This is a genomic window from Streptomyces racemochromogenes (genome assembly GCF_044129415.1).
GTDB classification, from domain to species: Bacteria; Actinomycetota; Actinomycetes; order Streptomycetales; family Streptomycetaceae; genus Streptomyces; species Streptomyces racemochromogenes_A.
In genome coordinates this window covers 1-19,726 of record NZ_JBBDHD010000014.1, presented here as the reverse complement: position 1 = coordinate 19,726, position 19,726 = coordinate 1, and the positions used below count along the sequence as shown (strand labels likewise).

Here is a 19,726-nt window from a genome sequence, read left to right as displayed (position 1 = left end):
TAGGTATAGAATCAAAGGCACACAGGGTCAACACCCTGTGAATCTTTCAACAGATCAATGACGATCTTCAGGAGTGGTTCACCGTGTACACGATCGAGATGGCCTACGCGCACATGCGACAGCTCCAGGAGCTGGCCAACCGATCCCGCACCGACCAGCCCGCAGCCGCCTACCGCAACGACAAGACCCGCAGGCCGCTCCGCGCCAAGAAGCGCTAGTCACGGGGGCGGGCGCTGCCAAGCTCCCCCTCCCAACGGCGGTACAGGCCGTGCGGCACCCCTGCCGCGTCGAGCACCCGCCCCGCGACGAAGTCCACGAGGTCCTGGATGTGCGTCGCACCCGCGTAGAACGCCGGAGAGGCGGGCAGCACGACCGCGCCCGCCTCGTCCAGCGCCACCAGATGCTTCAGCGTCTGCCCGTTCAGCGGGGTCTCCCGCACCGCGACCACCAGCCGGCGCCGCTCCTTGAGCGTCACGCTCGCGACGCGCTGGAGCAGGTCCTTCGACAGCCCGAGCGCCACCCCGGCCACGCAGGCCGTGGAGGCGGGCACGATCAACATCCCCTTGACCGGGTACGACCCCGAACTCGGCCCGGCGGCCAGGTCCCCGGCCGCCCAGTACCGCACGTCCTCCAGGCCACCGGCTTCGAAGGTCCCCGGCTTGCCGTCGGCGCCGCGCGCCAGCCACTCGGCCAGGTCGTCGCGCCAGTGCGCGTCCCGGAAGGCGATCCCGGTCTCGTCCAGCAGGGTCAGCCGCGAGGCCCGGCTGACGACCAGGTCGACCGCCTCGCCCGCCGCGAGCAGCCCTCGGACCACCGAGGCCGCGTACGGCGTCCCGGACGCCCCGGAAACCCCCACCACCCAGGGGGTGCGCTTGCGCTCAGTCATACCTCCGAGACTATCCGGCCACACCCGGGGGCCACTCGTTAAGGTGTGCCGGACGCACGACACGCCCCGGGGGACATGGCACATGAGTACGAACACGGTGAGCACGACGGTTCCGGAGTGGAGCCAGAGGGAACGCGCGCTCGCCGCCGCCAAGCTGATGCTGGGCTGGGTGGCGCTGCTGTGGGCGATCGAAGCGGTGGACTACGCGACGGGCCATGCGCTCGACCAGTACGGGCTCAGACCGCGCGACACCGACCATCTGATCGGCATCGCGGCGTGCCCGTTCCTGCACTTCGGCTTCGGCCACGTCGCCTCCAACAGCATCCCGCTGCTGGTCTTCGGCTTCATCGCCGCCCTCAGCGGCATACGCCGGTTCCTCGCCGTCAGCGTGCTGATCATGCTGGCGGACGGGGTCGGCTCCTGGCTGGTCGCCCCGCCGAACACCCTCGGGGCGGGCGCCTCCGGGCTGGTCTACGGCCTCTTCGGCTACGTGGTCGTCCGGGGCTTCGTCGAACGCAAGCCGCTGAACGCGGTGGTGGGCGTCGTGATCGCCGCGTGGTGGGGCGGATCGATGTTCTTCGGCATCCTGCCCACGGACTCCGGCATCGCCTGGTACGCCCACCTCATAGGGCTGGCCGCGGGCGTGGCGGCAGCCCTCTGGTACCGCCGCCCGGCCCCCCGGCCCAGCTGACGACCGGCGCCCACCCGTCCGGGCTACAGCGTCAGGCCCCGGATCAGCAGGTCCGCCAGGGCGCACACGAAGAGCGCGATCCCGATGAAGCCGTTGACCGTGAAGAACGCCCGGTTGAGCCGGGACAGGTCGTGCGGCTTGACGATCGTGTGCTCGTACAGGAACGCCGCCGCGACGATCAGCAGGCCCAGCCACAGGAACACGCCGCCGTCCGTGAGGACCGCGTACGCCGCCAGCAGGGCCGTCGTGACGGCGTGGCAGGCACGGGCGCCCCACAGGGCGCCCGGCACGCCGAAGCGGGCCGGGACCGACTTGACGCCCTCGGCGCGGTCGGACTCCACGTCCTGGCAGGCGTAGATCAGGTCGAAGCCGCCGATCCACACCCCGATGGCCAGGCCGAGGACGACGGCCTCCCAGGACCACTCCCCCGTCACCGCCAGCCAGGCGCCGACCGGGCCCATCGCCTGGGCCAGGCCCAGGATGGCCTGCGGGAAGTTCGTGAACCGCTTGCCGTACGGGTAGACCACCATCGGCACCACCGCGACCGGTGCCAGCGCCAGGCACAGCGGGTTGAGGAGGGCGGCCGACCCGAGGAAGACGACGAGGGCGATCCCCGCGCCCGTCCACGCCGACCGCACCGACACCGCGCCGGTGACCAGCTCGCGCCCGGCCGTGCGCGGGTTGCGGGCGTCGATCTCGCGGTCGATGATCCGGTTCGCGGCCATCGCGAAGGTCCGCAGGCCCACCATGCACACGGTGACCAGCAGCAGCTCCCGCCAGTGCATCCGCCCGTCGAGGCGGAACATGGCGGTCAGCGCGGCGATGTAGGCGAACGGCAGCGCGAAGACCGAGTGCTCGATCATCACCAGCCGCAGGAAGGCCTTCACCTTGCCGGCGGGCCGCGGCGCCTGTCCCGGGCCGAGCACGCTTTCGGCGGTGGCCATCACGCGAGGCTCCCGCGGAAGTCCGCCAGGTCGGCGCGGAGCGCGTCGGCGTCCACCGCCGGGACGTCGAGGGTGACGGGGGCGAGCTCCTCGCCCTCCGGCGGGGTGACCACGGCCGTGAACCGGCAGCCCTCGCCCTCCGGGTAGGCCCGCAGCTGCAGCACCTCGCCCGCCCCGACGGTGAACGGGCCGCTCTCGAAGGACAGCTCGGCCAGCAGCCGGTCGGCGAAGTCCTCGGCCTCCGCGTCCCGCAGGCCCGGCAGCTCGAAACCGCCGCCGTCCACCCCGTCCTGCTCCCACATCAGGGCCCAGACCGTGCCGGGGCCGGCGAACTCCTCCGGGCTCACGCCCGCCTGCTCCGCCGCCTCCCGGACCTCCGGATCGGCCGGGTCCAGGCGCGGCCGCACGAGGGCCACGTACGTCGTGTCGGTGCCGATGAAGAGGGCGGGGCCGCCCATCGCCGTGCTCACAGGCCGTACTCCTTCCAGCGGCGGTCCACCAGGGCCGCCGTCGCCGGGTCGGACTCGACCATGTCGGGCCAGCCGCCGTCGCGGGTGTAGCCCTCCTCCGGCAGCTTCTTGGTCGCGTCGATGCCCGCCTTGCCGCCCCAGAACTGCTGGTAGGAGGCGTGGTCCAGGTGGTCCACCGGCCCCTCGACCACGGTGAGGTCGCGGGAGTAGTCGGTGTTGCCGAGGGCCCGCCAGGACACCTCGTGCAGGTCGTGGACGTCGCAGTCCTTGTCCACCACGATGATCAGCTTGGTCAGCGACATCATGTGCGCGCCCCAGATGGCGTGCATGACCTTCTGGGCGTGCTTGGGGTACTTCTTGTCGATCGAGACGATCGCGCAGTTGTGGAAGCCGCCGGACTCGGGCAGGTGGTAGTCCACGATGTCCGGGACGATGATCTTCAGCAGCGGGAGGAAGAAGCGTTCCGTCGCCCGGCCCAGCGGGCCGTCCTCCGTCGGCGGACGGCCGACGACGATCGACTGGAGCAGCGGACGCCTGCGCATCGTCACGCAGTCGATCTTCAGCGCGGGGAACGGCTCCTGCGGGGTGTAGAAGCCGGTGTGGTCGCCGAACGGACCCTCCGGCAGCATCTCCCCCGGCTCCAGCCAGCCCTCGATCACGACCTCCGCGTTGGCCGGGACCTGGAGCGGGACGGTCTTGCAGTCGACCATCTCGATCCGCTTGCCCGCGACGAACCCGGCGAACAGGTACTCGTCGATGTCGCCCGGCAGCGGCGCGGTCGAGGCGTAGGTGACGGCCGGCGGGCAGCCGAAGGCGATGGCGACCGGCAGCCGTTCGCCGCGCGCGGCGGCCACGGCGTAGTGGTTGCGGCTGTCCTTGTGGATCTGCCAGTGCATGCCGATGGTGCGCTTGTCGTGCCGCTGGAGGCGGTAGAGCCCGAGGTTGCGCACGCCGGTCTCGGGGTGCTTGGTGTGGGTCAGGCCCAGGTTGAAGAAGTCGCCGCCGTCCTTGGGCCAGGTGAAGAGCGCGGGCAGCCGGTCCAGGTCCACGTCGTCGCCGGTGAGGACGACCTCCTGGACGGGCGCGGACTCGCCCTTCACCTTCTTCGGCGGCACGTGCACCATCGAGCCGAGCTTGCCGAACGCCTCGCGGACGCCGATGAAGCCCTGCGGCAGCTCCGGCTTGAGCAGGCCGCCGATCTTCTCGCTGATCTCGCCGTACGACTTCAGGCCCAGGGCCTTCAGGAGGCGGCGGTCGGTGCCGAAGACGTTCATCGCCAGCGGCATCGCCGAGCCGCGCACGTTCTCGAAGAGCAGCGCGGGGCCGCCCGCCTTGTTCACTCTGTCGACGATCTCCCCGACCTCCAGGTACGGGTCGACTTCGGCCTTGATGCGCTTGAGGTCGCCCTCCCGCTCCAGGGCCCGGAGCAGCGAGCGGAGATCGTCGTAAGCCATGGGCCCCAGTATCCGTCACCGAATACCCTGGGAGCGTCACCGGGGCCCCGTGCGGGCCCGCCGCCACTGCCCGGGAGTCGGTCCCACACCGTGCTGCGCTATCTGCCGTTCCTGCTGATCCTCGCGCTGACCATCTACGCCTTCATCGACTGCCTGAACACCCCGGAGGAGGAGGTCAAGAGCCTCCCGAAGGGGGTGTGGGTACTGATCATCCTGCTGTTCTCGATCGTCGGCCCGGTGGTGTGGCTGCTCGCCGGCAAGAAGCGCACGGCGGCCGGCGGCGGGGGCGGCTTCGGCGGCGGCTTCGGCGGAGGCGGCCGGGCGCGCCGTACGCAGTGGGTGGCGCCCGACGACAACCCCGAGTTCCTGCGCTCGCTGCGCAAGGACGAGGAGAAGGACAAGGACAAGGACGACCAGGGCTAGGACGCGTACGAGGCGCGCAGCTGCGACCAGCGGGCGTCGGTCCAGGACGGCCAGTCCGCCGGGTGCCCGGCGAGGGCGGCCTCCAGCATCTCGAAGTGGTCGTGCCAGCCGGCCAGGCAGTCCAGGCGCTCCTCGTCGCCGCCGCCGCGCTCGTTCAGGAAGCGGATCACCGTCGAGTCGGTGCCGACGGCCTCCAGGTGGAAGCGGATCCGGCCGTGCTCGGAGACGGTGTACTCCACCACCCGCTCGGTGTCCCAGGCCGTGACCTCCCCCGACACCCGGGTGCCGGAGTTGAGCCAGCGCAGGGTGACGGCCCCGCCGAGGCGGCGTTCCAGTACGTCGGCCGCCGCCAGCCAGCTGCGCAGGCCGTCGCCCGTGGTCAGGAACGGCCACACGGCCTCGTAGGCGTACGGGACGTGCAGTTCGAAGCGGATCAGCCAGCGGCCGGGGCCGCGCGGCTCGCTGGTGGCATGGCTCACAGGAGACATACCACCAGCGTCCCACCGTCCGGGGTCAGACGCCCGCGTAGGAGTGCTTGCCGCTCAGCAGGATGTTCACGCCGTAGTAGTTCCAGATCCAGCAGGCGAAGGCGAAGAGCGCCAGGTAGGCGGCCTTGCGGCCCTTCCAGCCGGCGGTGGCCCGCGCGTGCAGGTAGCAGGCGTACGCCACCCACGTCACGAACGACCAGACCTCCTTGGGGTCCCAGCCCCAGTAGCGGCCCCAGGCGTCGCCGGCCCAGATCGCGCCCGCGACGATGGTGAACGTCCACAGCGGGAAGACGGCCGCGTTGATCCGGTACGAGAACTTGTCGAGGGTGGCCGCCGACGGCATCCGCTCCAGCACCGAGGTGCGGAAGCGGCCGGGCGTCCTGCCGGCCTCCAGGTGGCTCTCGTAGCTGTCGCGGAAGAGGTAGAGGACCGCTCCGGCCGCACCGATGTAGAAGACGGCGCCGCAGAAGATGGCGGTGGAGACGTGGATCCACAGCCAGTACGAGTGCAGGGCGGGCACCAGCTGGTCGCTGGCGGTGTACAGCCAGGTGGTGGCGATGCCCAGGTCCAGCAGGACGGAGGTGACCAGGATCAGGCCGAGCCAGCGGACGTTCTTCTTCAGCGCCAGCAGCGCCAGGTAGGCGCCGACGGCGACCGTGGAGAAGGTCAGGTTGAACTCGTACATGTTGCCCCAGGGGGCACGCTCCACCGACAGCGCGCGGGAGACCACGCCCGCCGCCTCGATGAGGAAGCCGAGGACGGTCAGCGAGACCGCGATCCGCCCGTACAGGTCGCCCTTCTCGGTGCCGCCGGCCGCTCCGGGGCCGTCCGGTACGTCGCGGACGCCCGCGGCGGCGCGGGTGACCACCTTCGGCTTGTCCAGGACGGCCGTGCCGCCGCCCTTGGTCCGCACCTGCACGGCGGGCGCCGCACCGGCCGCGGCGGCCGGGGTCAGCGCGGCGGCCGTACGGCCGACCTTGCTGCGGCTGCCGAACACCCACTCCGTGATGTGCGCGAAGAAGGCGAGCATGTAGACCGCCATCGACGCGTAGACCAGCTTGTTGCTGAGATCGGCGAGGCTCTCGTTCGTCGCCGCAGCGAGCAGCGTCATGCGCGCTCCCCTTCTTCTTCTGTTGTGGTGTCGGCTTCCGCGGGCTCGGCTTCCACCGGGCTCGGCGCCGTCTCGTAGAGGGCGGCGGAGAGCACCGAAAGCTCCTCGGGGAGCTTCGCGGACTCGCTGCGGCCCAGGCCCGCCATCTCGACGACGGTCACGCCGTCCTCGCCGCGCACCGCGCGGACCCAGACCCGGCGGCGCTGGACGAACAGGGACGCGGCCAGACCGCCGATGGCGATCACGGCGCCCCCGAGGGCCAGCCCGGAGGCGGGCTGGTGGGTGACGGAGAAGGTGGCCCAGCGCTCGATGCCCTCGAACTTCACCGTGCCGGCGCCGTCGGGGAGGGTCATCGTCTCGCCGGGCAGCAGCCGCTGCTTGAACAGCTGTCCCTCGGGGTCCTTGAACTCCTGCATCTTGGAGGTGTTCAGCTGGTAGACGTTCTGCGGCAGGCCCGAGTCCACGCCGAGGCTGCCGTGGTAGGCGCTGAGGGCGAGGACGGGGAAGTCCAGGTCCGGGAACTGGGAGAGCATCGTGCCCTTGCCTGCGCCCGCGAACGTCGGCACGAACATGGCGTTGAAGCCGAGCTGTTCCTTGTCGCCGTTCTTGTTGCGGTAGCCGTCCGGGACCTTCACGGCACCCGACGAGCTGAGGTTGCCGTCGAAGGGAAGCATCGGGACGGCGTCCCGGTAGACCACCTTGCCGGTCGGGTCGGTCACCGAGATGACCGGGGCGTAGCCGTGGCCCAGCAGGTAGATCTTCGAGCCGTCGATCTCCAGCGGCTTGTTGACCTCGATCTCGGCCTTCTTCGGCGCGCCCTCGGCACCCTCGCTGTAGGTGACGTACGCCTTGAAGTCGCGGGCGGTGCCCTTCTGCGGGCCGCTCTTCTCGTAGCTGGCGTCGAACCTGTCCAGGGTGAACGAGAACGGCGCGAGGTCGTCGGCGGAGAAGAGGCTGCCGGACTTGAAGTCGTCGTACTGGGTCAGCGTGTTCGAGAAGCCCTTGCCGCGCAGGACGAGCTTGCCGCCCTCGGACTTGAACAGCTGTCCGCAGGCGAAGGCCACGAGCATCACGATCAGGGCGATGTGGAAGGCCAGGTTCCCGGCCTCGCGCAGATAGCCCTTCTCGGCGGCGACGGCGCCGCCCGAGGCCTCGGTACGGAAGCGGCGCCCGCCGAGCAGGGTCTTCGCGGAGGCGAGGACCTCCTCGGGGGCCGTCTCCGTCCGCCAGGTGGTGTAGGCCGGCAGCCGGTCCAGCCGGCGCGGCGCGCCCGGCGGGCGGCCGGTGAGCTGGCCGACGAACTGCCAGGTGCGCGGGACGATGCAGCCGATCAGCGACACGAACAGCAGGATGTAGATCGCGGAGAACCACACCGAGCTGTAGACGTCGAAGAGCTGGAGCTTCTCCGCGACCGGCACCCAGAACTCGTGGGTCTTCTTCCACTCCGCGACCTTCATCGCGTCGACCTGGGTCTGCGGGATGAGGGAGCCGGGGATCGAGCCGAGGGAGAGCAGGAACAGCAGGATCAGCGCCACGCGCATGGAGGTGAGCTGCCGCCAGAACCAGCGGGCCCAGCCGACGACCCCGATGCCGACGGGGGCGGCGGCGCCGTCCTCGACGGGGGCCGTGGACAGCTGCGCGCGGGCGGCCTCGTCCTCGTTCGGCGCCTCGGTGGGCGCCTTGTCGGTCGTACTCATGTGCCTGTAGTCCCTCAGATCCCCACCGTGAAGCCGTTGGTCCAGCTCTGCATCTCGCCCACGATGCTGAACCACATTCCTGTGACGAGCAGCAGGCCGGTCACGATCAGCATGCCTCCACCGATGCGCATCACCCACGCGTAGTGCTTCTTCACCCATCCGAACGCGCCGAGCGCCTTGCGGAAGGCGACGGCCGCGAGGATGAAGGGCACACCGAGACCGAGGCAGTAGACAGCGGTCAGCAGGGCGCCGCGCCCGGCGGTGGCCTCGTTGATGGAGAGCGTGCCGACGGCCGCGAGGGTCGGCCCCATGCAGGGCGTCCAGCCGATGCCGAAGAGGACACCGAGCAGCGGCGCCCCGAGCAGACCCGCGGTCGGCTTCTTGTGGAAGCGGAACTCGCGCATCGTCAGACCCGGGATCCAGCCCATGAAGAACAGGCCGAGCACGATCACCAGGGCGCCCATGACCCGGGTGATGGTCTCCTTGTTCTCGCCCTGGAAGACCTGGCCGAACTGGCCGAAGAGGGCGCCGGTGGAGACGAAGACGGCGGTGAAGCCGAGGACGAACAGCCCCGCGCCGGCCACCATCCGCCCGCGCCGGGCCTCGGCGAGGTCGGCTCCGCTGACCCCGGTCACGTAGGACAGGTAGCCGGGGACGAGCGGCAGGACGCAGGGGGAGAAGAACGAGACCAGCCCCGCGAGCAGGGCGATCGGCAGGGCGATCAGCAGTCCGCCCGTCAGCACGGTGGTGTTCACGCCGGTCGGCTCGGCGGCCAGGAGGTGCTCGACCACGAGGTCACTGCTCCGCGAGGAGCGGGTCGATCATCGAGCGCAGCTGCTCCTCGTTGACCGCGGCCAGGGTCCGGGCCGCGATCTTGCCCTCCTTGTCGAGGACGACGGTGGAGGGGATCGCCGACGGGTTCAGGGTGTTCTTGGGGAAGCGCAGCATCAGCTTGCCGTCCGGGTCGTACAGGCTCGGGTAGGTGATCCCGAAGTTCTGTTCGAAGGCGGCGGCGTTCTGCGTGCTGGTGTCGCGGGTGTTGATCCCGACGAACGCCACGTCCTTGCCGGCGTCGCCCAGCTCCTTGGAGACCTTCGCGAAGTAGGGGGCCTCCGCCCGGCAGGGCGGGCACCAGGAGCCCCAGACGTTGAGGACGACGACCTTGCCCTTGAGGGCGGTGGTGTCCAGCGTCTTGCCGTCGACCGTCGCGCCGTCGAGCCCGGGGGCGTCGACCCGGTCGCCCTTGGCGACGGTGGAGATGCCGCTGGGGCCCGTCACGTAGTTGCCGCCGGCGGACCCGGACGAGGTGCTGCCGCTGTCGCCGCACGCCGTCAGGGTCAGGGCGCCGACGAGGGTCACCGCGGTCGGCAGGAGGACGCGGCCGCTGGTCGAGCGGCGGCGACGGGGGGCGCGGCTAAGGCTCATGTGAAAAGTTTCGCATGAGCGATTTGCGGATCTTCCGCACCCCCCGACGGGGCGTCGAGGCCCAGGTCAGGCCGCACGGCTACGCGCCGAACGCCTTGGACTTCCCCTTCACCGGCTTCGCTCCGGCCAGCAGGTGCGCCGGGACCAGGTCCCGCGCCGGCTCGCTGTAGCCCACCGACACCAGCTTGTCGTCCTGGTACGTGAAGGACGTCAGCGAGGCCAGCGTGCACTGCCGGCGCCGCGGGTCGTGCCACAGCCGGCGCCGCTCCGCGAAGCTGCGCACGATCCAGATCGGCAGCTGGTGGCTGACCGCCACCGCCTCGTGCCCGCGGGCCGCGTCCCGGGCCGCCTCGATCGCGCTCATCATCCGCACGACCTGCTCGACGTACGGCTCGCCCCACGACGGCTTGAACGGGTTCGTCAGGTGCTTCCAGTTGCCCGGCTTGCGCAGCGCGCCGTCACCCACGCCGAAGGTCTTGCCCTCGAAGACGTTGCCCGCCTCGATCAGCCGCCCGTCGGTCGCCAGCTCCAGGCCGTGCGTCTTCGCGATCGGCGCGGCCGTCTCCTGCGCCCGTTCCAGCGGGGAGGCCACCACATAGGTGACGTCCCGGTCCTGGAGGTGCTCCGCGACCCGGTCGGCCATCTGCCGGCCCAGCTCGGACAGGTGGTAGCCGGCGCGGCGCCCGTACAGGACCCCGTCGGGGTTGTGGACCTCGCCGTGCCGCATCACGTGGACGACGGTGATGTCGCTCATGCGGTCGCCTCCGCGGCGGCTCGGGCGGCGGCGGGCAGCGCTGCCGCGACGCGCTCGATCGCGCGCTCGTCGTGGGCGGTGGAAACGAACCAGGACTCGAACGCCGACGGCGGCAGGTAGACGCCCTGCGACAGCATCGAGTGGAAGAACGCGTTGAAGCGGAAGCCCTCCTGCTTCTTCGCGTCGTCGTAGTCGCGGACCTCGTCCGGGGTGAAGAAGACGGAGAACATGTTGGAGGCCGTCTGCAGCCGGTGCGCCACGCCCTCCTTGGCGAGGGCGGCCGTCACCAGGCCCTGGATCTCCTTCGACACCGCGTCGACCTTCTCGTACGCCGCCGCGTCCAGCAGCCGCAGCTGCGCGAGGCCGGCGGCGGTGGCGATCGGGTTACCCGAAAGCGTGCCCGCCTGGTACACCGGACCGGCCGGGGCCAGGTGGCCCATGACGTCGGCGCGGCCGCCGAACGCCGCCGCCGGGAAGCCGCCGCCCATGACCTTGCCGAAGGTCATCAGGTCGGGCTTGACGCCGTCGACCCCGTACCAGCCGGCCCGCGAGGTACGGAATCCGGTCATCACCTCGTCGGAGATGTACAGCGCGCCGTTCTCCCGGCAGAGGTCGGCCAGACCCTGGTTGAAGCCCTCCAGGGGGGTGACCACGCCCATGTTGCCGGGCGCCGCCTCGGTGATCACGCAGGCGATCTCACCGGGGTGCGCGGCGAACGCCGCCCGCACCGCGTCGAGGTCGTTGTAGGGGAGCACGATCGTGTCGCCGGCCTGCGCGCCCGTCACGCCGGGGGTGTCGGGCAGGGCGAAGGTCGCCAGGCCGGAACCGGCGGCGGCCAGCAGCGCGTCGACGTGACCGTGGTAGCAGCCGGCGAACTTGACGACCTTGGCGCGGCCGGTGAAGCCGCGGGCCAGCCGGATCGCCGACATGGTCGCCTCGGTGCCGGAGGACACCAGGCGCACCTGCTCGACGGGCTCGATCCGGGCGACGATCTCCTCGGCGAGGGCGACCTCGCCCTCGCCGGGCGTGCCGAAGGAGGTACCGCGGGCGACCGCGGCCTGGACGGCCTCGATCACCTCGGGGTGGGAGTGGCCGAGGATCATCGGCCCCCACGAGCAGACCAGGTCGACGTACTCGCGCCCGTCGGCATCGGTCAGGTAGGGACCGGTACCGGACACCATGAACCGGGGCGTACCGCCCACGGCACGGAAGGCGCGGACGGGAGAGTTCACGCCGCCGGGGGTCACGAGGGACGCGCGCTCGAAGAGCGTCTGCGAAACTGGGGCTTCATACGGGTACGGGTAGCTCACACCAGCCATGGTCTCAGAGGCCGCGACAGACTTGCGGAGGGGCGTTTCACCGCGCCGCCTCGGGGGAGGTCACTGCCATGATGATCAGGCTGCGTGGCGGGGGCCGCGAAGCCGGGGCAGGAAATACCAGTCGGGTGGAGATATGCAACGCGGTGGTGGACCGGGCGAGGGTACGGACGGCCTGGACCCGCAGCGCGCCCGTGAGGCCCGCCGCCGAGGCAGGCACCGCCGCGCCGCCGAGGCCGCGGAAGCCGCCGCCGCCCCCGGCCGCCCCCCGGAGGACCCGGACCGCCGGGACGCCCCGGACCGCCGGGACGGCTACGGCGCGGACCGCCGGGAGCGCGCGGAGGGCCGGCCGCGCAAGGACGGCCGGGGCCGCCCGGAGCGCGCCCCCTCCGACGCCGCGGACGCGCCCGGCCCCTCCGACGCCGCGGAGCCGGACGGCACGCCCAAGGGCGGCCGCGGCATGGGCGTGACGTACAAGTACTTCGGCGCCCCGGACGGCGCGACGGCCGCACGCGTGCCGGTGACCATGAGGCCGGAGGAGCTCGGCGGCGACGAGCTCGGCATGGGCGGCATGTTCACCAAGATCAAGCCGGAGACGATGGCCGCCATGGTCCTCACCGGCATCGAGGGCATACCGCTGCACAAGGTGCCGCCGCTGGAACTGGTCGTCCTGCACCCGGACTACGCGGTGGTCAAGCTGCCGATGACGGTCGTCGACCCGCTGCGCGACGTGGGCGAGGAGTCGGTGGGCGCCGCCGCCTTCATCTGGTCGACGGTCCCCGACCGCGGCGGCCCCCGGGACGCCTTCAACGTCTACCAGCTGCTGCACGAATGGCAGGACTTCTCCCACCGCCTCCACGAGAACGGCCACCAGGCGTACTGCCTCGTCTGGCCGTGACGGCCCGCTTCCCGGGGCGGAGCCCCGGGAACGGTGGAAGGGCGGGCGGGCCGCTCCGCGCAGCGGCCCGCGCCCGGCCCCGCGTCAGGAAACGGTGAGGACCACGCGCCCCCGCGTACCCGGGGCCGCCAGGGCCGCGTGCGCCTCGGCCGCCTCCGCGAGGCCGAAGGTGCGGGCGACGCGGAGCGTCAGCGCGCCCGAGTCGACCAGCGCGGCCAGCCGCGCCAGCTCCGCACCGTCCGCCGCGACCTCCTGCTCCGCCACCCGGACCCCCCGCTCGGCGGCCGGCGCCGCCCCCGGGATCAGCCCCACGTACGCCCCGCCGTCACGGACGAACCCCAGCGCGGCGGCCCCCAGCACCGCCGCGTCCAGCACCCCGTCGACGGGCTCCGCCGGCACCGACCCGCGCGGTACGAACTCCTTCGCCCCCAGGGACCGTACGAGCTCCTCGTCGCCCTCCCCGGCGAGGGCCGTCACCGTCAGCCCGGCCCGCGCGGCCAGCTGGACCGCGATGCCGCCCACCGACCCGGCCGCGCCGGTGATCAGCACCGAGTCGCCCGGGGCCAGCCCCAGCAGGGCCAGCGCCCGCGCGGCCGTCAGCCCGCTCAGCGGGAGCGCCGCCGCGACGGTCGCGTCGACCGACTCCGGCGCGGGCGCCACCGCGGAGGCGTCCAGCACCGCGTACTCGGCGTGCGTGCCGAGCGGCTTGACCGTGCCGTAGTGCAGCCCGACCACCCGGCGGCCCGGGGTCCACTCCTCCACCCCCGGCCCGACCTCGTCGATCTCCCCGGCCACGTCCCAGCCGAGCCCGATCCGCTGACCGGCCCCGCCGAAGACGCCCGCGCGCACCGCGCCGTCCACCGGGTTGAGTCCGGCGGCCCGCACCCGTACCCGTACCTGCCCGGCCGCCGGGCGCGGCGCCTCGACCTCGGCCACCCGCACCTGCTCCGGCCCGCCGAAGCCGTCCACCACCGCGGCCCGCATGGTCTCGATCTCCGTCATCGTCTCTCCCCGTTCATCCGTTCCGATGACCACTAACCTAGGGAGAGGTACTCTCTTTTCGTAAGTACGCACTTCGGAGTGCGTACCCGACCCGGAAGTGGGCACCCATGGCCACCCAGACCGCCGCCGCCCGCCGCGAGGACGCGCGCGCCGCCTACGACGCCTTCGTCAAGGACTGCCCCACCTCCCAGCTCCTGGCCCGCATCAGCGACAAGTGGGTCGGCCTCGTCCTCAGCGCCCTCGGCGAGGCCGAGAACGGCTCCCTGCGCTACAGCGAACTCGGCCGCAAGATCCCCGGCGTCAGCCAGAAGATGCTCACCCAGACCCTCCGCTCCCTCGAACGCGACGGCATCGTCACCCGCTCGGTCACCGCCTCCGTCCCCGTCCGGGTCGACTACCGCCTCACCGAACTCGGCGGCAGCCTCGGCTGCCTCCTCTCCTCCGTCAAGCGCTGGGCCGAGAACCACTTCGACGCGGTCAGCGCCCACCGCCGGGCCTACGACGAAGGACGGTAATCCGGCCGCGCCGCCCCCACCCCCGATGGCATGCTGGGACCGTGAACGGTCCCGGTATTGAGCTCACCCTCGCCCCTGAACTACGCCTCTTCGCGCCGCCCAGCCGGCGCCTGGACCGCGTCCCGACCGCCACCGACGGCGCCTCCAGCCTCGGGCACGTCGTCGAATCCGCCGGCGTGCCCCTGACCGAGGTCGGCCGCCTCCTCGTCGACGGCAGCGAGGTGCCCGTCTCGTACGTGCCCCGGGCCGGCCAGTCCGTCGAGGTCTTCGGCGTCGACCGCCCCCAGCGGATCCCCGGCGCCCCCCTGCGCTTCCTCCTCGACGTCCACCTCGGCACCCTCGCCCGCCGCCTGCGCCTGCTCGGCGTCGACGCCGCCTACGACAACGAGGACCCCGGCGACCCCGCCCTCGCCACACGCTCCGCCGCCGAGAGCCGCGTCCTGCTCTCCCGCGACCGGGGCCTGCTGCGCCGCCGCGAGATCTTCGCCGGCGCCTACGTCTACAGCGACAACCCCGACGAGCAACTCCGCGACGTCCTCGGCCGCTTCGCCCCCGCCCTCGCCCCCTGGACCCGCTGCACCGCCTGCAACGGCACCCTGCGGGAGGCCGACAAGGACAGCGTGGGCGACCGCCTGGAGCACGGCACGCAGCGCTCGTACGACGTGTTCGCCCAGTGCGCCGACTGCGAGCGCGTCTACTGGCGCGGCGCCCACCACTCCCGTCTGGAGCGGATCGTCGACGAGGCCCTGGCCGAATTCGGCGACGGCGCCACCGTCTGACAGCCCCCGGGGGACGCCGTCGCCGCCCGTCAGAAGGCGTAGGCGTCCCCGGTGTCCAGCGCCAGCACCACGTGTTCGTTGTTGCCGCGGTTGCGGTCCGTCGCCCCGCCGTTCCACCAGGTGTCGATCCGCACCGCCACCTCCGCCGGCTTCTCCCGCAACCCCAGCACCAGCCCGATGTGCCGGCCCGGTCCGTGCTCGGGGAGCGGCCCCGTCTCGCACACCACCTCGCGCTGCCCCGCCCGCGCGCACCCGCCGGCCGGCGCCCGCACGTCCGCCAGGTCCGCCGACAGCCGTACCCGCACCGTCGCGTTCTCCAGCGCCGACGGCCCCTCGTTCCGCGGCACCATCCACACCCTCAGCTGCCCCTTCACCAGGGACACCCGCCCGTGGTAGGCCACGTCCGCCTCCGGCCCCGCCCAGGCACCCGCCGGCCCGGCCCCGGCCCCGGCCAGCACCAGCAGGCCCGCCACCACCACACTCCGCACGGCACCACGGCGCACCGCCACCACCTCCTCGCGCGGACGGTAACCGCCTCCGGCCCACCGCCGGTCGGACCATCACACGAACGAGGGCGAGCCCACCCCCCATTCGCCACCGCTCCCGTAGGCGCCGCGTCAGCGCCCCGGCCTATGCTGGCGAGCGTTCGCGCGCGATCCGCACGAACGAACGAGTACGCACCGCGACCGAACGAGGAGCCCCGCCCATGAGCACGCGCACGGCCACCCGAACCGCCGTAGTCACCGGCGCGAGCAGCGGCATCGGCGCGGCCACCGCCCGTCGGCTCGCCGCCGCCGGCTACCACGTCGTCCTCACCGCCCGCCGCAAGGACCGCATCGAGGCCCTCGCCGCCGAGCTCACCGCCGCCGGCCACGAGGCCACCGCCCACGCCCTCGACGTCACCGACCGCCCTGCCGTGGACGCCTTCGCCGCCTCCCTGGAGCGCTGCGACGTCCTGGTGAACAACGCCGGCGGAGCCATCGGCGCCGAGCCCGTCGCCACCGGCGACCCGGCCGACTGGCGCACGATGTACGAGGTCAACGTCATCGGCACCCTCAACGTGACCCAGGCGCTGCTGCCCGCCCTCACCGCGAGCGGCGACGGCACGGTGGTCGTCCTCTCCTCCACCGCCGGCCACGCCACCTACGAGGGCGGCGCCGGCTACGTCGCCGCCAAGAACGGCGCCCGCGTCCTCGCCGAGACCCTCCGCCTGGAGATCGTCGGCCAGCCCGTCCGCGTCATCGAGATCGCACCCGGCATGGTCAAGACCGAGGAGTTCGCCACCACCCGCTTCCGCGGCGACACGGAGAAGGCGGAGAAGGTGTACGCGGGAGTCGCGCACCCCCTCTCCGCCGACGACGTGGCCGACACCATCACCTGGGCGGTGACCCGCCCCAGCCACGTCAACATCGACCTCCTCGTGGTCCGCCCGCGCGCCCAGGCCTCGAACACGAAGGTCCACCGCGAGCTCTAGACCAGCCCGGCACTCCGGAGGTACGGCATCAGGGGCGCGGGCTTCAGCCCCGCGGCCCTGGCCGCACCCAGCGCCCGGTCCAGGTCCGCCGCGAGCGTCGGCGTGAAGTGCAGCAGCACGATGTCCCCGGCCTTCAGCTGCGGGGTGGGCGGGGTCTGGCCCCAGGTGGTGAAGTCGTACGTCCAGGTGACGAGCGCCTTCACCCCGCACGCCTTGGCCGCCAGCCGCACGTCGTCGTTGACGGCCCCGTACGGCGGCCGCAGCAGCTTCGGCGCCCTCCCGAACGTCTCCTCCAGCCGCTCCCCGGCCCCGCACACCTCGGCGTCCTTCCCGGCCGCGTCGAGGGTGGTCAGGTCAGGGTGGTTCACGGTGTGGTTCTCCACCGCCACCCGGCCGGTGTCGACGAGGTCGGTGAAATAGCCGGTGTCGTACGCCGTGGCCCCCGGCAGCAGGAACAACGAGGCCGGCACCCTTCGCTCCACCAGCGTCCGGGCGGCGTCGGCGTCATGCGTCCACCCGTCGTCGATCGTGATGAAGACGACCTTCTCGGAGGTCGGCACATGCGCCACGACGGCCGGCAACCCCACCGAGGCCTGAGCCGCCCCAGCGCCCCCGACCCCCAGCGACAACGCCGCGAGAGCGGCGACGAACACACGAGTTCTCCCCATGCGGCCACCCTGGTCTAGACCAACTCGGCACGTCAACCCCCGCGCAACAAGGAAGTCGCAGGGGTGAATCCATGCGAATCGCCGACAGCCGCCGCTACGCTCCGGAAGCGTGAGCCGCGAAAGGGAGGAAGCCATGGCCGTGATGCAGCACGAGACCACGATCGCGGAAGCCGCCGGTCGACTCTCCAGGGAGCTTCCCAGGCACCGAGTGGAGATTCTCCAGGGAAGGCTCACCGTGACACCACCTGCCGACGGGAAACACGCTCTCACTCTGAGCTGGCTGACCGAAAGGTTCTTCGAGGCCGGCGCCAAGGAGGCCGGTCTGCGCTACCTCCAGGGCATCGGCATCTGGCTGCCCACCGGACCCGACGACTACGCCATCCCGGACTTCGCGCTCGTCACCAAGGACTTCCTGGACTTCAAGGGGCGGAACAACTGCTACTCCCCCGAGGTATTCCGCCTGATCGTCGAGGTGACCTCCTCGAACTGGGCGGACGACCTCGGGTCCAAGGTCGATTCCTACGCGAAGGCCGACGTCCCCTTCTACGTCATCGCCGACCGCCGCCACGACGAGGTCGTCGTCTGCCGCGACCCGCGCAACGGCACCTACCGCCTCCGCACGTCCCACAAGCGCGGCACCTCCATCACCGTCCCCGAGTACGTCGGCGTGACGCTCGACCTGCCGGTGGACCTCCTCCTCGACGGCGAATGAGGGCCGGACGGCACACACGAAAGGGCCCGGACCGCAACCGGTCCGGACCCCCGCGCGCCCGCGTCAGCCCTTGACGCAGATGACCTGCTTCAGCTTGGCCACGACCTGCACCAGGTCGGTCTGCTGGTCGATGACCTGCTCGATCGACTTGTAGGCGCCCGGGATCTCATCCACGACGCCGGCGTCCTTGCGGCACTCCACGCCCCGCGTCTGCTCCGCCAGGTCCCGCGCCGAGAACCGCTTCTTCGCCGCCGTGCGGCTCATCTTGCGGCCCGCGCCGTGCGAGGCCGAGTTGAAGGACTTCTCGTTGCCGAGGCCCTTCACGATGTACGAGCCCGTGCCCATCGAGCCGGGGATGATCCCGTACTCCCCGCTGCCGGCGCGGATCGCGCCCTTGCGGGTGACCAGCAGGTCCATGCCGTCGTACCGTTCCTCCGCCACGTAGTTGTGGTGGCAGCTGATCTCCTGCTCGAAGGAGACCTTCGCCTTGCGGAACTCCCGCCGGATGACTTCCTTGGACAGACTCATCATCACGGCGCGGTTGTACTTCGCGTACTCCTGCGCCCAGAAGAGGTCATCCCTGTATGCCTGCATCTCCGGGGTTGCCGCCAGGAAGACCGCCAGGTCCCGGTCGACAAGACCCTGGTTGTGCGAGAGCCCTCGGGCGACGTTGATGTGGAAGTCCGCCAGCTCGTTGCCGATGTTCCGAGAACCGGAGTGGAGCATGATCCACACCGAATCGGGCATATCGATGCAAAGCTCCCAGAAGTGATTCCCTTGGCCGAGGCTTCCCATTTGCCGCAGCGCCCGATCCCGCCGGAACTTCACCGCATCGGCGATGTAGTCGAAGCGCTGCCAGAGGTCCGCGTACCCCGTCTCCGAGAACCCGTACAGCCTCCCCGGATCCACCGCCTCCCGGTGCATCCCCGCGCCCACCGGGATCGCCTGCTCGATGCGTGAGCGCAGCTTCGACAGGTCGCCGGGCAGGTCGTTCGCCGTGAGGGAGGTCTTCACCGCCGACATGCCGCAGCCGATGTCCACCCCGACCGCCGCCGGGCAGACCGCGTCCTTCATCGCGATCACCGAGCCGACCGTCGCGCCCTTGCCGTAGTGGACGTCCGGCATCACGGCCAGGCCCTTGATCCACGGCAGGCCGGCGGTGTTCTGGAGCTGGCGCATCGCGCTGTCCTCGACCGACGCCGGGTCCGTCCACATCCTGATCGGGACCTTCGCCCCGGGCACCTCTACATACGACATAACAGAACGATCCCCCGGAAATCAGCAGAAAGGCAGGAGTACGCGAAAAGCCGCGCTCATACCCCCAAATCAGACAGGGAACCGGCGCCGGCACCAGCGTGTGCGATAGACATTGTGTCCATCCGTGCCCGAGTCGCGGCAACGGAATTTCCCGAGGACGCCAAGGAAGCCAGGGGAGCGAGTGAAGCCGATGGACGTGGAGCGCACGCGGGTGCGGCGCCGATTCCTGCCGGGTGTCGCGCTGCTCACCGCGCTCGCCGCGGGCGCGACCGCGTGCACCGGCGGCGGCGGTATCGGCGGCGCCGGCGACCCGAAGAACGGCGGCAGCTCCGCCGCTCCCGCGCAGCCCGGCAAGTACCGCAGCCTCCCGCAGCCCTGCAAGGCCGTCGACGGCAAGCGGCTGCGGGCCATGCTCCCGGCCGCCGACTCCCTCACCACCGAGCAGCGCGAACAGCTCTACGCCGGGACGGCCGAGCCCTCGTACGACGCCGACCGGCACGTCGGCTGCCGCTGGAACGCCCAGACCCCCGAGGCGACCCTGCTGCTGTCGGTCACCTTCGAGCGGGTCGTCTCCTACGACCGCGCCGCCGGCGACGACGACAAGGCGCGCCAGGTGTACGTGCGCCGGCTGACGGACGCGCACCTGCCCTTCCCCGGCCCGAGCGCCGGCCCGAGCACGAGCCCGAGCACGGGCACCGGCCCGAACGCGGGCGCGGGGGGCGGGGCGGCGGGCCCCCCCCCCCCCCCGGCCCCCCGCCCGGG

The 19,726-nt window shown here is 71.7% G+C and carries 23 protein-coding genes and 1 pseudogene; 9 read left to right on the top strand and 15 right to left on the bottom strand.

Annotated elements, in window-relative coordinates; genetic code table 11:
- Positions 1-83: 83 nt before the first annotated feature.
- Positions 84-218 (top strand): hypothetical protein, encoded by a 135-nt coding sequence (locus WDV06_RS07985; RefSeq protein WP_281187172.1) that lies wholly within the window; start codon positions 84-86, stop codon positions 216-218.
- Here the strand turns inward: WDV06_RS07985 and WDV06_RS07980 are convergent.
- Entirely contained in the window at positions 215-886 is a 672-nt protein-coding gene (locus WDV06_RS07980; RefSeq protein WP_395508931.1) for a UbiX family flavin prenyltransferase, read from the bottom strand. The two genes, WDV06_RS07985 and WDV06_RS07980, sit on opposite strands and share 4 nt — an antisense overlap.
- A gap of 82 nt (positions 887-968) precedes the next feature.
- Here WDV06_RS07980 and WDV06_RS07975 point away from each other — a divergent pair, with 82 nt between their 5' ends.
- Complete coding sequence (locus tag WDV06_RS07975; protein ID WP_395508930.1) at positions 969-1,577, top strand: rhomboid family intramembrane serine protease; 609 nt, start codon at positions 969-971, stop codon at positions 1,575-1,577.
- A gap of 23 nt (positions 1,578-1,600) precedes the next feature.
- Here WDV06_RS07975 and mqnP read toward each other — a convergent pair whose 3' ends face one another.
- From mqnP to WDV06_RS07960, 3 genes are read right to left on the bottom strand one after another with little or no spacing between them, the layout of a single operon-like run.
- Positions 1,601-2,521, bottom strand: coding sequence for a menaquinone biosynthesis prenyltransferase MqnP (mqnP, locus tag WDV06_RS07970; protein ID WP_395508929.1), 921 nt, complete (start codon positions 2,519-2,521; stop codon positions 1,601-1,603).
- Positions 2,521-2,991, bottom strand: coding sequence for a hypothetical protein (locus tag WDV06_RS07965; protein WP_395508928.1), 471 nt, complete (start codon positions 2,989-2,991; stop codon positions 2,521-2,523). Before WDV06_RS07965 ends, mqnP begins: the two co-directional genes overlap by 1 nt.
- Positions 2,988-4,445, bottom strand: coding sequence for a menaquinone biosynthesis decarboxylase (locus tag WDV06_RS07960; protein ID WP_395508927.1), 1,458 nt, complete (start codon positions 4,443-4,445; stop codon positions 2,988-2,990). Before WDV06_RS07960 ends, WDV06_RS07965 begins: the two co-directional genes overlap by 4 nt.
- Before the next feature lie 90 nt (positions 4,446-4,535).
- Between WDV06_RS07960 and WDV06_RS07955 the strand changes: the two genes are divergently transcribed.
- Positions 4,536-4,868 carry a PLD nuclease N-terminal domain-containing protein gene (locus tag WDV06_RS07955; RefSeq protein WP_395508926.1) on the top strand — a complete coding sequence of 111 codons (333 nt, stop codon included), beginning with the start codon at positions 4,536-4,538 and terminating at the stop codon, positions 4,866-4,868.
- Here WDV06_RS07955 and WDV06_RS07950 read toward each other — a convergent pair.
- The 7 genes from WDV06_RS07950 to hemL all read right to left on the bottom strand — a co-directional run bounded on the left by WDV06_RS07950 (position 4,865) and on the right by hemL (position 11,662).
- Positions 4,865-5,356 (bottom strand): SRPBCC domain-containing protein, encoded by a 492-nt coding sequence (locus tag WDV06_RS07950; protein WP_395508925.1) that lies wholly within the window; start codon positions 5,354-5,356, stop codon positions 4,865-4,867. The two genes, WDV06_RS07955 and WDV06_RS07950, sit on opposite strands and share 4 nt — an antisense overlap.
- 25 nt (positions 5,357-5,381) lie before the next feature.
- Entirely contained in the window at positions 5,382-6,467 is a 1,086-nt protein-coding gene (ccsB, locus tag WDV06_RS07945) for a c-type cytochrome biogenesis protein CcsB (protein ID WP_395508924.1), read from the bottom strand.
- Positions 6,464-8,164: a cytochrome c biogenesis protein ResB gene (resB, locus tag WDV06_RS07940; protein ID WP_395508923.1), complete on the bottom strand. Its 1,701-nt coding sequence runs from the start codon at positions 8,162-8,164 to the stop codon at positions 6,464-6,466. The genes ccsB and resB overlap by 4 nt, the downstream gene beginning before the upstream one ends.
- A 14-nt stretch (positions 8,165-8,178) precedes the next feature.
- Positions 8,179-8,955: a cytochrome c biogenesis CcdA family protein gene (locus tag WDV06_RS07935; RefSeq protein WP_395508922.1), complete on the bottom strand. Its 777-nt coding sequence runs from the start codon at positions 8,953-8,955 to the stop codon at positions 8,179-8,181.
- 4 nt (positions 8,956-8,959) lie between these two features.
- Positions 8,960-9,589, bottom strand: a complete 630-nt coding sequence (locus WDV06_RS07930) for a TlpA family protein disulfide reductase (RefSeq protein ID WP_395508921.1) — start codon at positions 9,587-9,589, stop codon at positions 8,960-8,962.
- A 79-nt stretch (positions 9,590-9,668) separates the two neighbouring features.
- Positions 9,669-10,343 (bottom strand): histidine phosphatase family protein, encoded by a 675-nt coding sequence (locus tag WDV06_RS07925; protein ID WP_395508920.1) that lies wholly within the window; start codon positions 10,341-10,343, stop codon positions 9,669-9,671.
- Positions 10,340-11,662 carry a glutamate-1-semialdehyde 2,1-aminomutase gene (gene hemL / locus WDV06_RS07920; RefSeq protein ID WP_395508919.1) on the bottom strand — a complete coding sequence of 441 codons (1,323 nt, stop codon included), beginning with the start codon at positions 11,660-11,662 and terminating at the stop codon, positions 10,340-10,342. Before hemL ends, WDV06_RS07925 begins: the two co-directional genes overlap by 4 nt.
- A gap of 457 nt (positions 11,663-12,119) precedes the next feature.
- Here hemL and WDV06_RS07915 point away from each other — a divergent pair, with 457 nt between their 5' ends.
- Positions 12,120-12,557: a hypothetical protein gene (locus tag WDV06_RS07915; RefSeq protein WP_045949392.1), complete on the top strand. Its 438-nt coding sequence runs from the start codon at positions 12,120-12,122 to the stop codon at positions 12,555-12,557.
- An 84-nt stretch (positions 12,558-12,641) separates the two neighbouring features.
- Here WDV06_RS07915 and WDV06_RS07910 read toward each other — a convergent pair whose 3' ends face one another.
- Positions 12,642-13,541, bottom strand: coding sequence for an NADP-dependent oxidoreductase (locus WDV06_RS07910; protein ID WP_395508993.1), 900 nt, complete (start codon positions 13,539-13,541; stop codon positions 12,642-12,644).
- A 125-nt stretch (positions 13,542-13,666) separates the two neighbouring features.
- On the opposite strand from WDV06_RS07910, the gene WDV06_RS07905 reads away from it, so the two are divergent.
- Positions 13,667-14,074: a winged helix-turn-helix transcriptional regulator gene (locus WDV06_RS07905; protein WP_395508918.1), complete on the top strand. Its 408-nt coding sequence runs from the start codon at positions 13,667-13,669 to the stop codon at positions 14,072-14,074.
- Between the two features lie 41 nt (positions 14,075-14,115).
- Entirely contained in the window at positions 14,116-14,853 is a 738-nt protein-coding gene (locus tag WDV06_RS07900) for a Mut7-C RNAse domain-containing protein (protein WP_395508917.1), read from the top strand.
- A 29-nt stretch (positions 14,854-14,882) separates the two neighbouring features.
- On the opposite strand, the gene WDV06_RS07895 is transcribed toward WDV06_RS07900, so the two are convergent.
- Positions 14,883-15,356 (bottom strand): hypothetical protein, encoded by a 474-nt coding sequence (locus tag WDV06_RS07895; protein ID WP_395508916.1) that lies wholly within the window; start codon positions 15,354-15,356, stop codon positions 14,883-14,885.
- Positions 15,357-15,559: 203 nt separating this feature from the next.
- Here WDV06_RS07895 and WDV06_RS07890 point away from each other — a divergent pair, with 203 nt between their 5' ends.
- Positions 15,560-16,327, top strand: coding sequence for an SDR family NAD(P)-dependent oxidoreductase (locus WDV06_RS07890; protein WP_395508915.1), 768 nt, complete (start codon positions 15,560-15,562; stop codon positions 16,325-16,327).
- Here WDV06_RS07890 and WDV06_RS07885 read toward each other — a convergent pair.
- Positions 16,324-16,896, bottom strand: coding sequence for a polysaccharide deacetylase family protein (locus tag WDV06_RS07885; protein ID WP_395508914.1), 573 nt, complete (start codon positions 16,894-16,896; stop codon positions 16,324-16,326). The two genes, WDV06_RS07890 and WDV06_RS07885, sit on opposite strands and share 4 nt — an antisense overlap.
- A 334-nt stretch (positions 16,897-17,230) precedes the next feature.
- Between WDV06_RS07885 and WDV06_RS07880 the strand changes: the two genes are divergently transcribed.
- On the top strand, positions 17,231-17,707 hold the full coding sequence (locus tag WDV06_RS07880) for a Uma2 family endonuclease (RefSeq protein WP_395508913.1): 477 nt from the start codon (positions 17,231-17,233) through the stop codon (positions 17,705-17,707).
- 63 nt (positions 17,708-17,770) lie between these two features.
- On the opposite strand, the gene WDV06_RS07875 is transcribed toward WDV06_RS07880, so the two are convergent.
- A complete protein-coding gene (locus tag WDV06_RS07875; RefSeq protein WP_395508912.1) occupies positions 17,771-18,964 on the bottom strand; it encodes an RtcB family protein in 1,194 nt (397 codons plus the stop codon).
- A 181-nt stretch (positions 18,965-19,145) separates the two neighbouring features.
- Between WDV06_RS07875 and WDV06_RS07870 the strand changes: the two are divergent.
- Positions 19,146-19,726 (top strand): annotated as a pseudogene (locus tag WDV06_RS07870) (hypothetical protein); the annotation flags it as partial.

What these genes read in the sequence shown, in the direction of transcription:
- WDV06_RS07980 (WP_395508931.1), bottom strand. Translation starts at nt 886, where the DNA reads ATGACTGAGCGCAAGCGCACCCCCTGGGTGGTGGGGGTTTCCGGGGCG.
- WDV06_RS07975 (WP_395508930.1), top strand. Translation starts at nt 969, where the DNA reads ATGAGTACGAACACGGTGAGCACGACGGTTCCGGAGTGGAGCCAGAGG.
- mqnP (WP_395508929.1), bottom strand. Translation starts at nt 2,521, where the DNA reads ATGGCCACCGCCGAAAGCGTGCTCGGCCCGGGACAGGCGCCGCGGCCC.
- WDV06_RS07960 (WP_395508927.1), bottom strand. Translation starts at nt 4,445, where the DNA reads ATGGCTTACGACGATCTCCGCTCGCTGCTCCGGGCCCTGGAGCGGGAG.
- WDV06_RS07950 (WP_395508925.1), bottom strand. Translation starts at nt 5,356, where the DNA reads ATGTCTCCTGTGAGCCATGCCACCAGCGAGCCGCGCGGCCCCGGCCGC.
- ccsB (WP_395508924.1), bottom strand. Translation starts at nt 6,467, where the DNA reads ATGACGCTGCTCGCTGCGGCGACGAACGAGAGCCTCGCCGATCTCAGC.
- resB (WP_395508923.1), bottom strand. Translation starts at nt 8,164, where the DNA reads ATGAGTACGACCGACAAGGCGCCCACCGAGGCGCCGAACGAGGACGAG.
- WDV06_RS07930 (WP_395508921.1), bottom strand. Translation starts at nt 9,589, where the DNA reads ATGAGCCTTAGCCGCGCCCCCCGTCGCCGCCGCTCGACCAGCGGCCGC.
- WDV06_RS07925 (WP_395508920.1), bottom strand. Translation starts at nt 10,343, where the DNA reads ATGAGCGACATCACCGTCGTCCACGTGATGCGGCACGGCGAGGTCCAC.
- hemL (WP_395508919.1), bottom strand. Translation starts at nt 11,662, where the DNA reads ATGGCTGGTGTGAGCTACCCGTACCCGTATGAAGCCCCAGTTTCGCAG.
- WDV06_RS07915 (WP_045949392.1), top strand. Translation starts at nt 12,120, where the DNA reads ATGGGCGTGACGTACAAGTACTTCGGCGCCCCGGACGGCGCGACGGCC.
- WDV06_RS07910 (WP_395508993.1), bottom strand. Translation starts at nt 13,541, where the DNA reads ATGCGGGCCGCGGTGGTGGACGGCTTCGGCGGGCCGGAGCAGGTGCGG.
- WDV06_RS07905 (WP_395508918.1), top strand. Translation starts at nt 13,667, where the DNA reads ATGGCCACCCAGACCGCCGCCGCCCGCCGCGAGGACGCGCGCGCCGCC.
- WDV06_RS07890 (WP_395508915.1), top strand. Translation starts at nt 15,560, where the DNA reads ATGAGCACGCGCACGGCCACCCGAACCGCCGTAGTCACCGGCGCGAGC.
- WDV06_RS07875 (WP_395508912.1), bottom strand. Translation starts at nt 18,964, where the DNA reads ATGTCGTATGTAGAGGTGCCCGGGGCGAAGGTCCCGATCAGGATGTGG.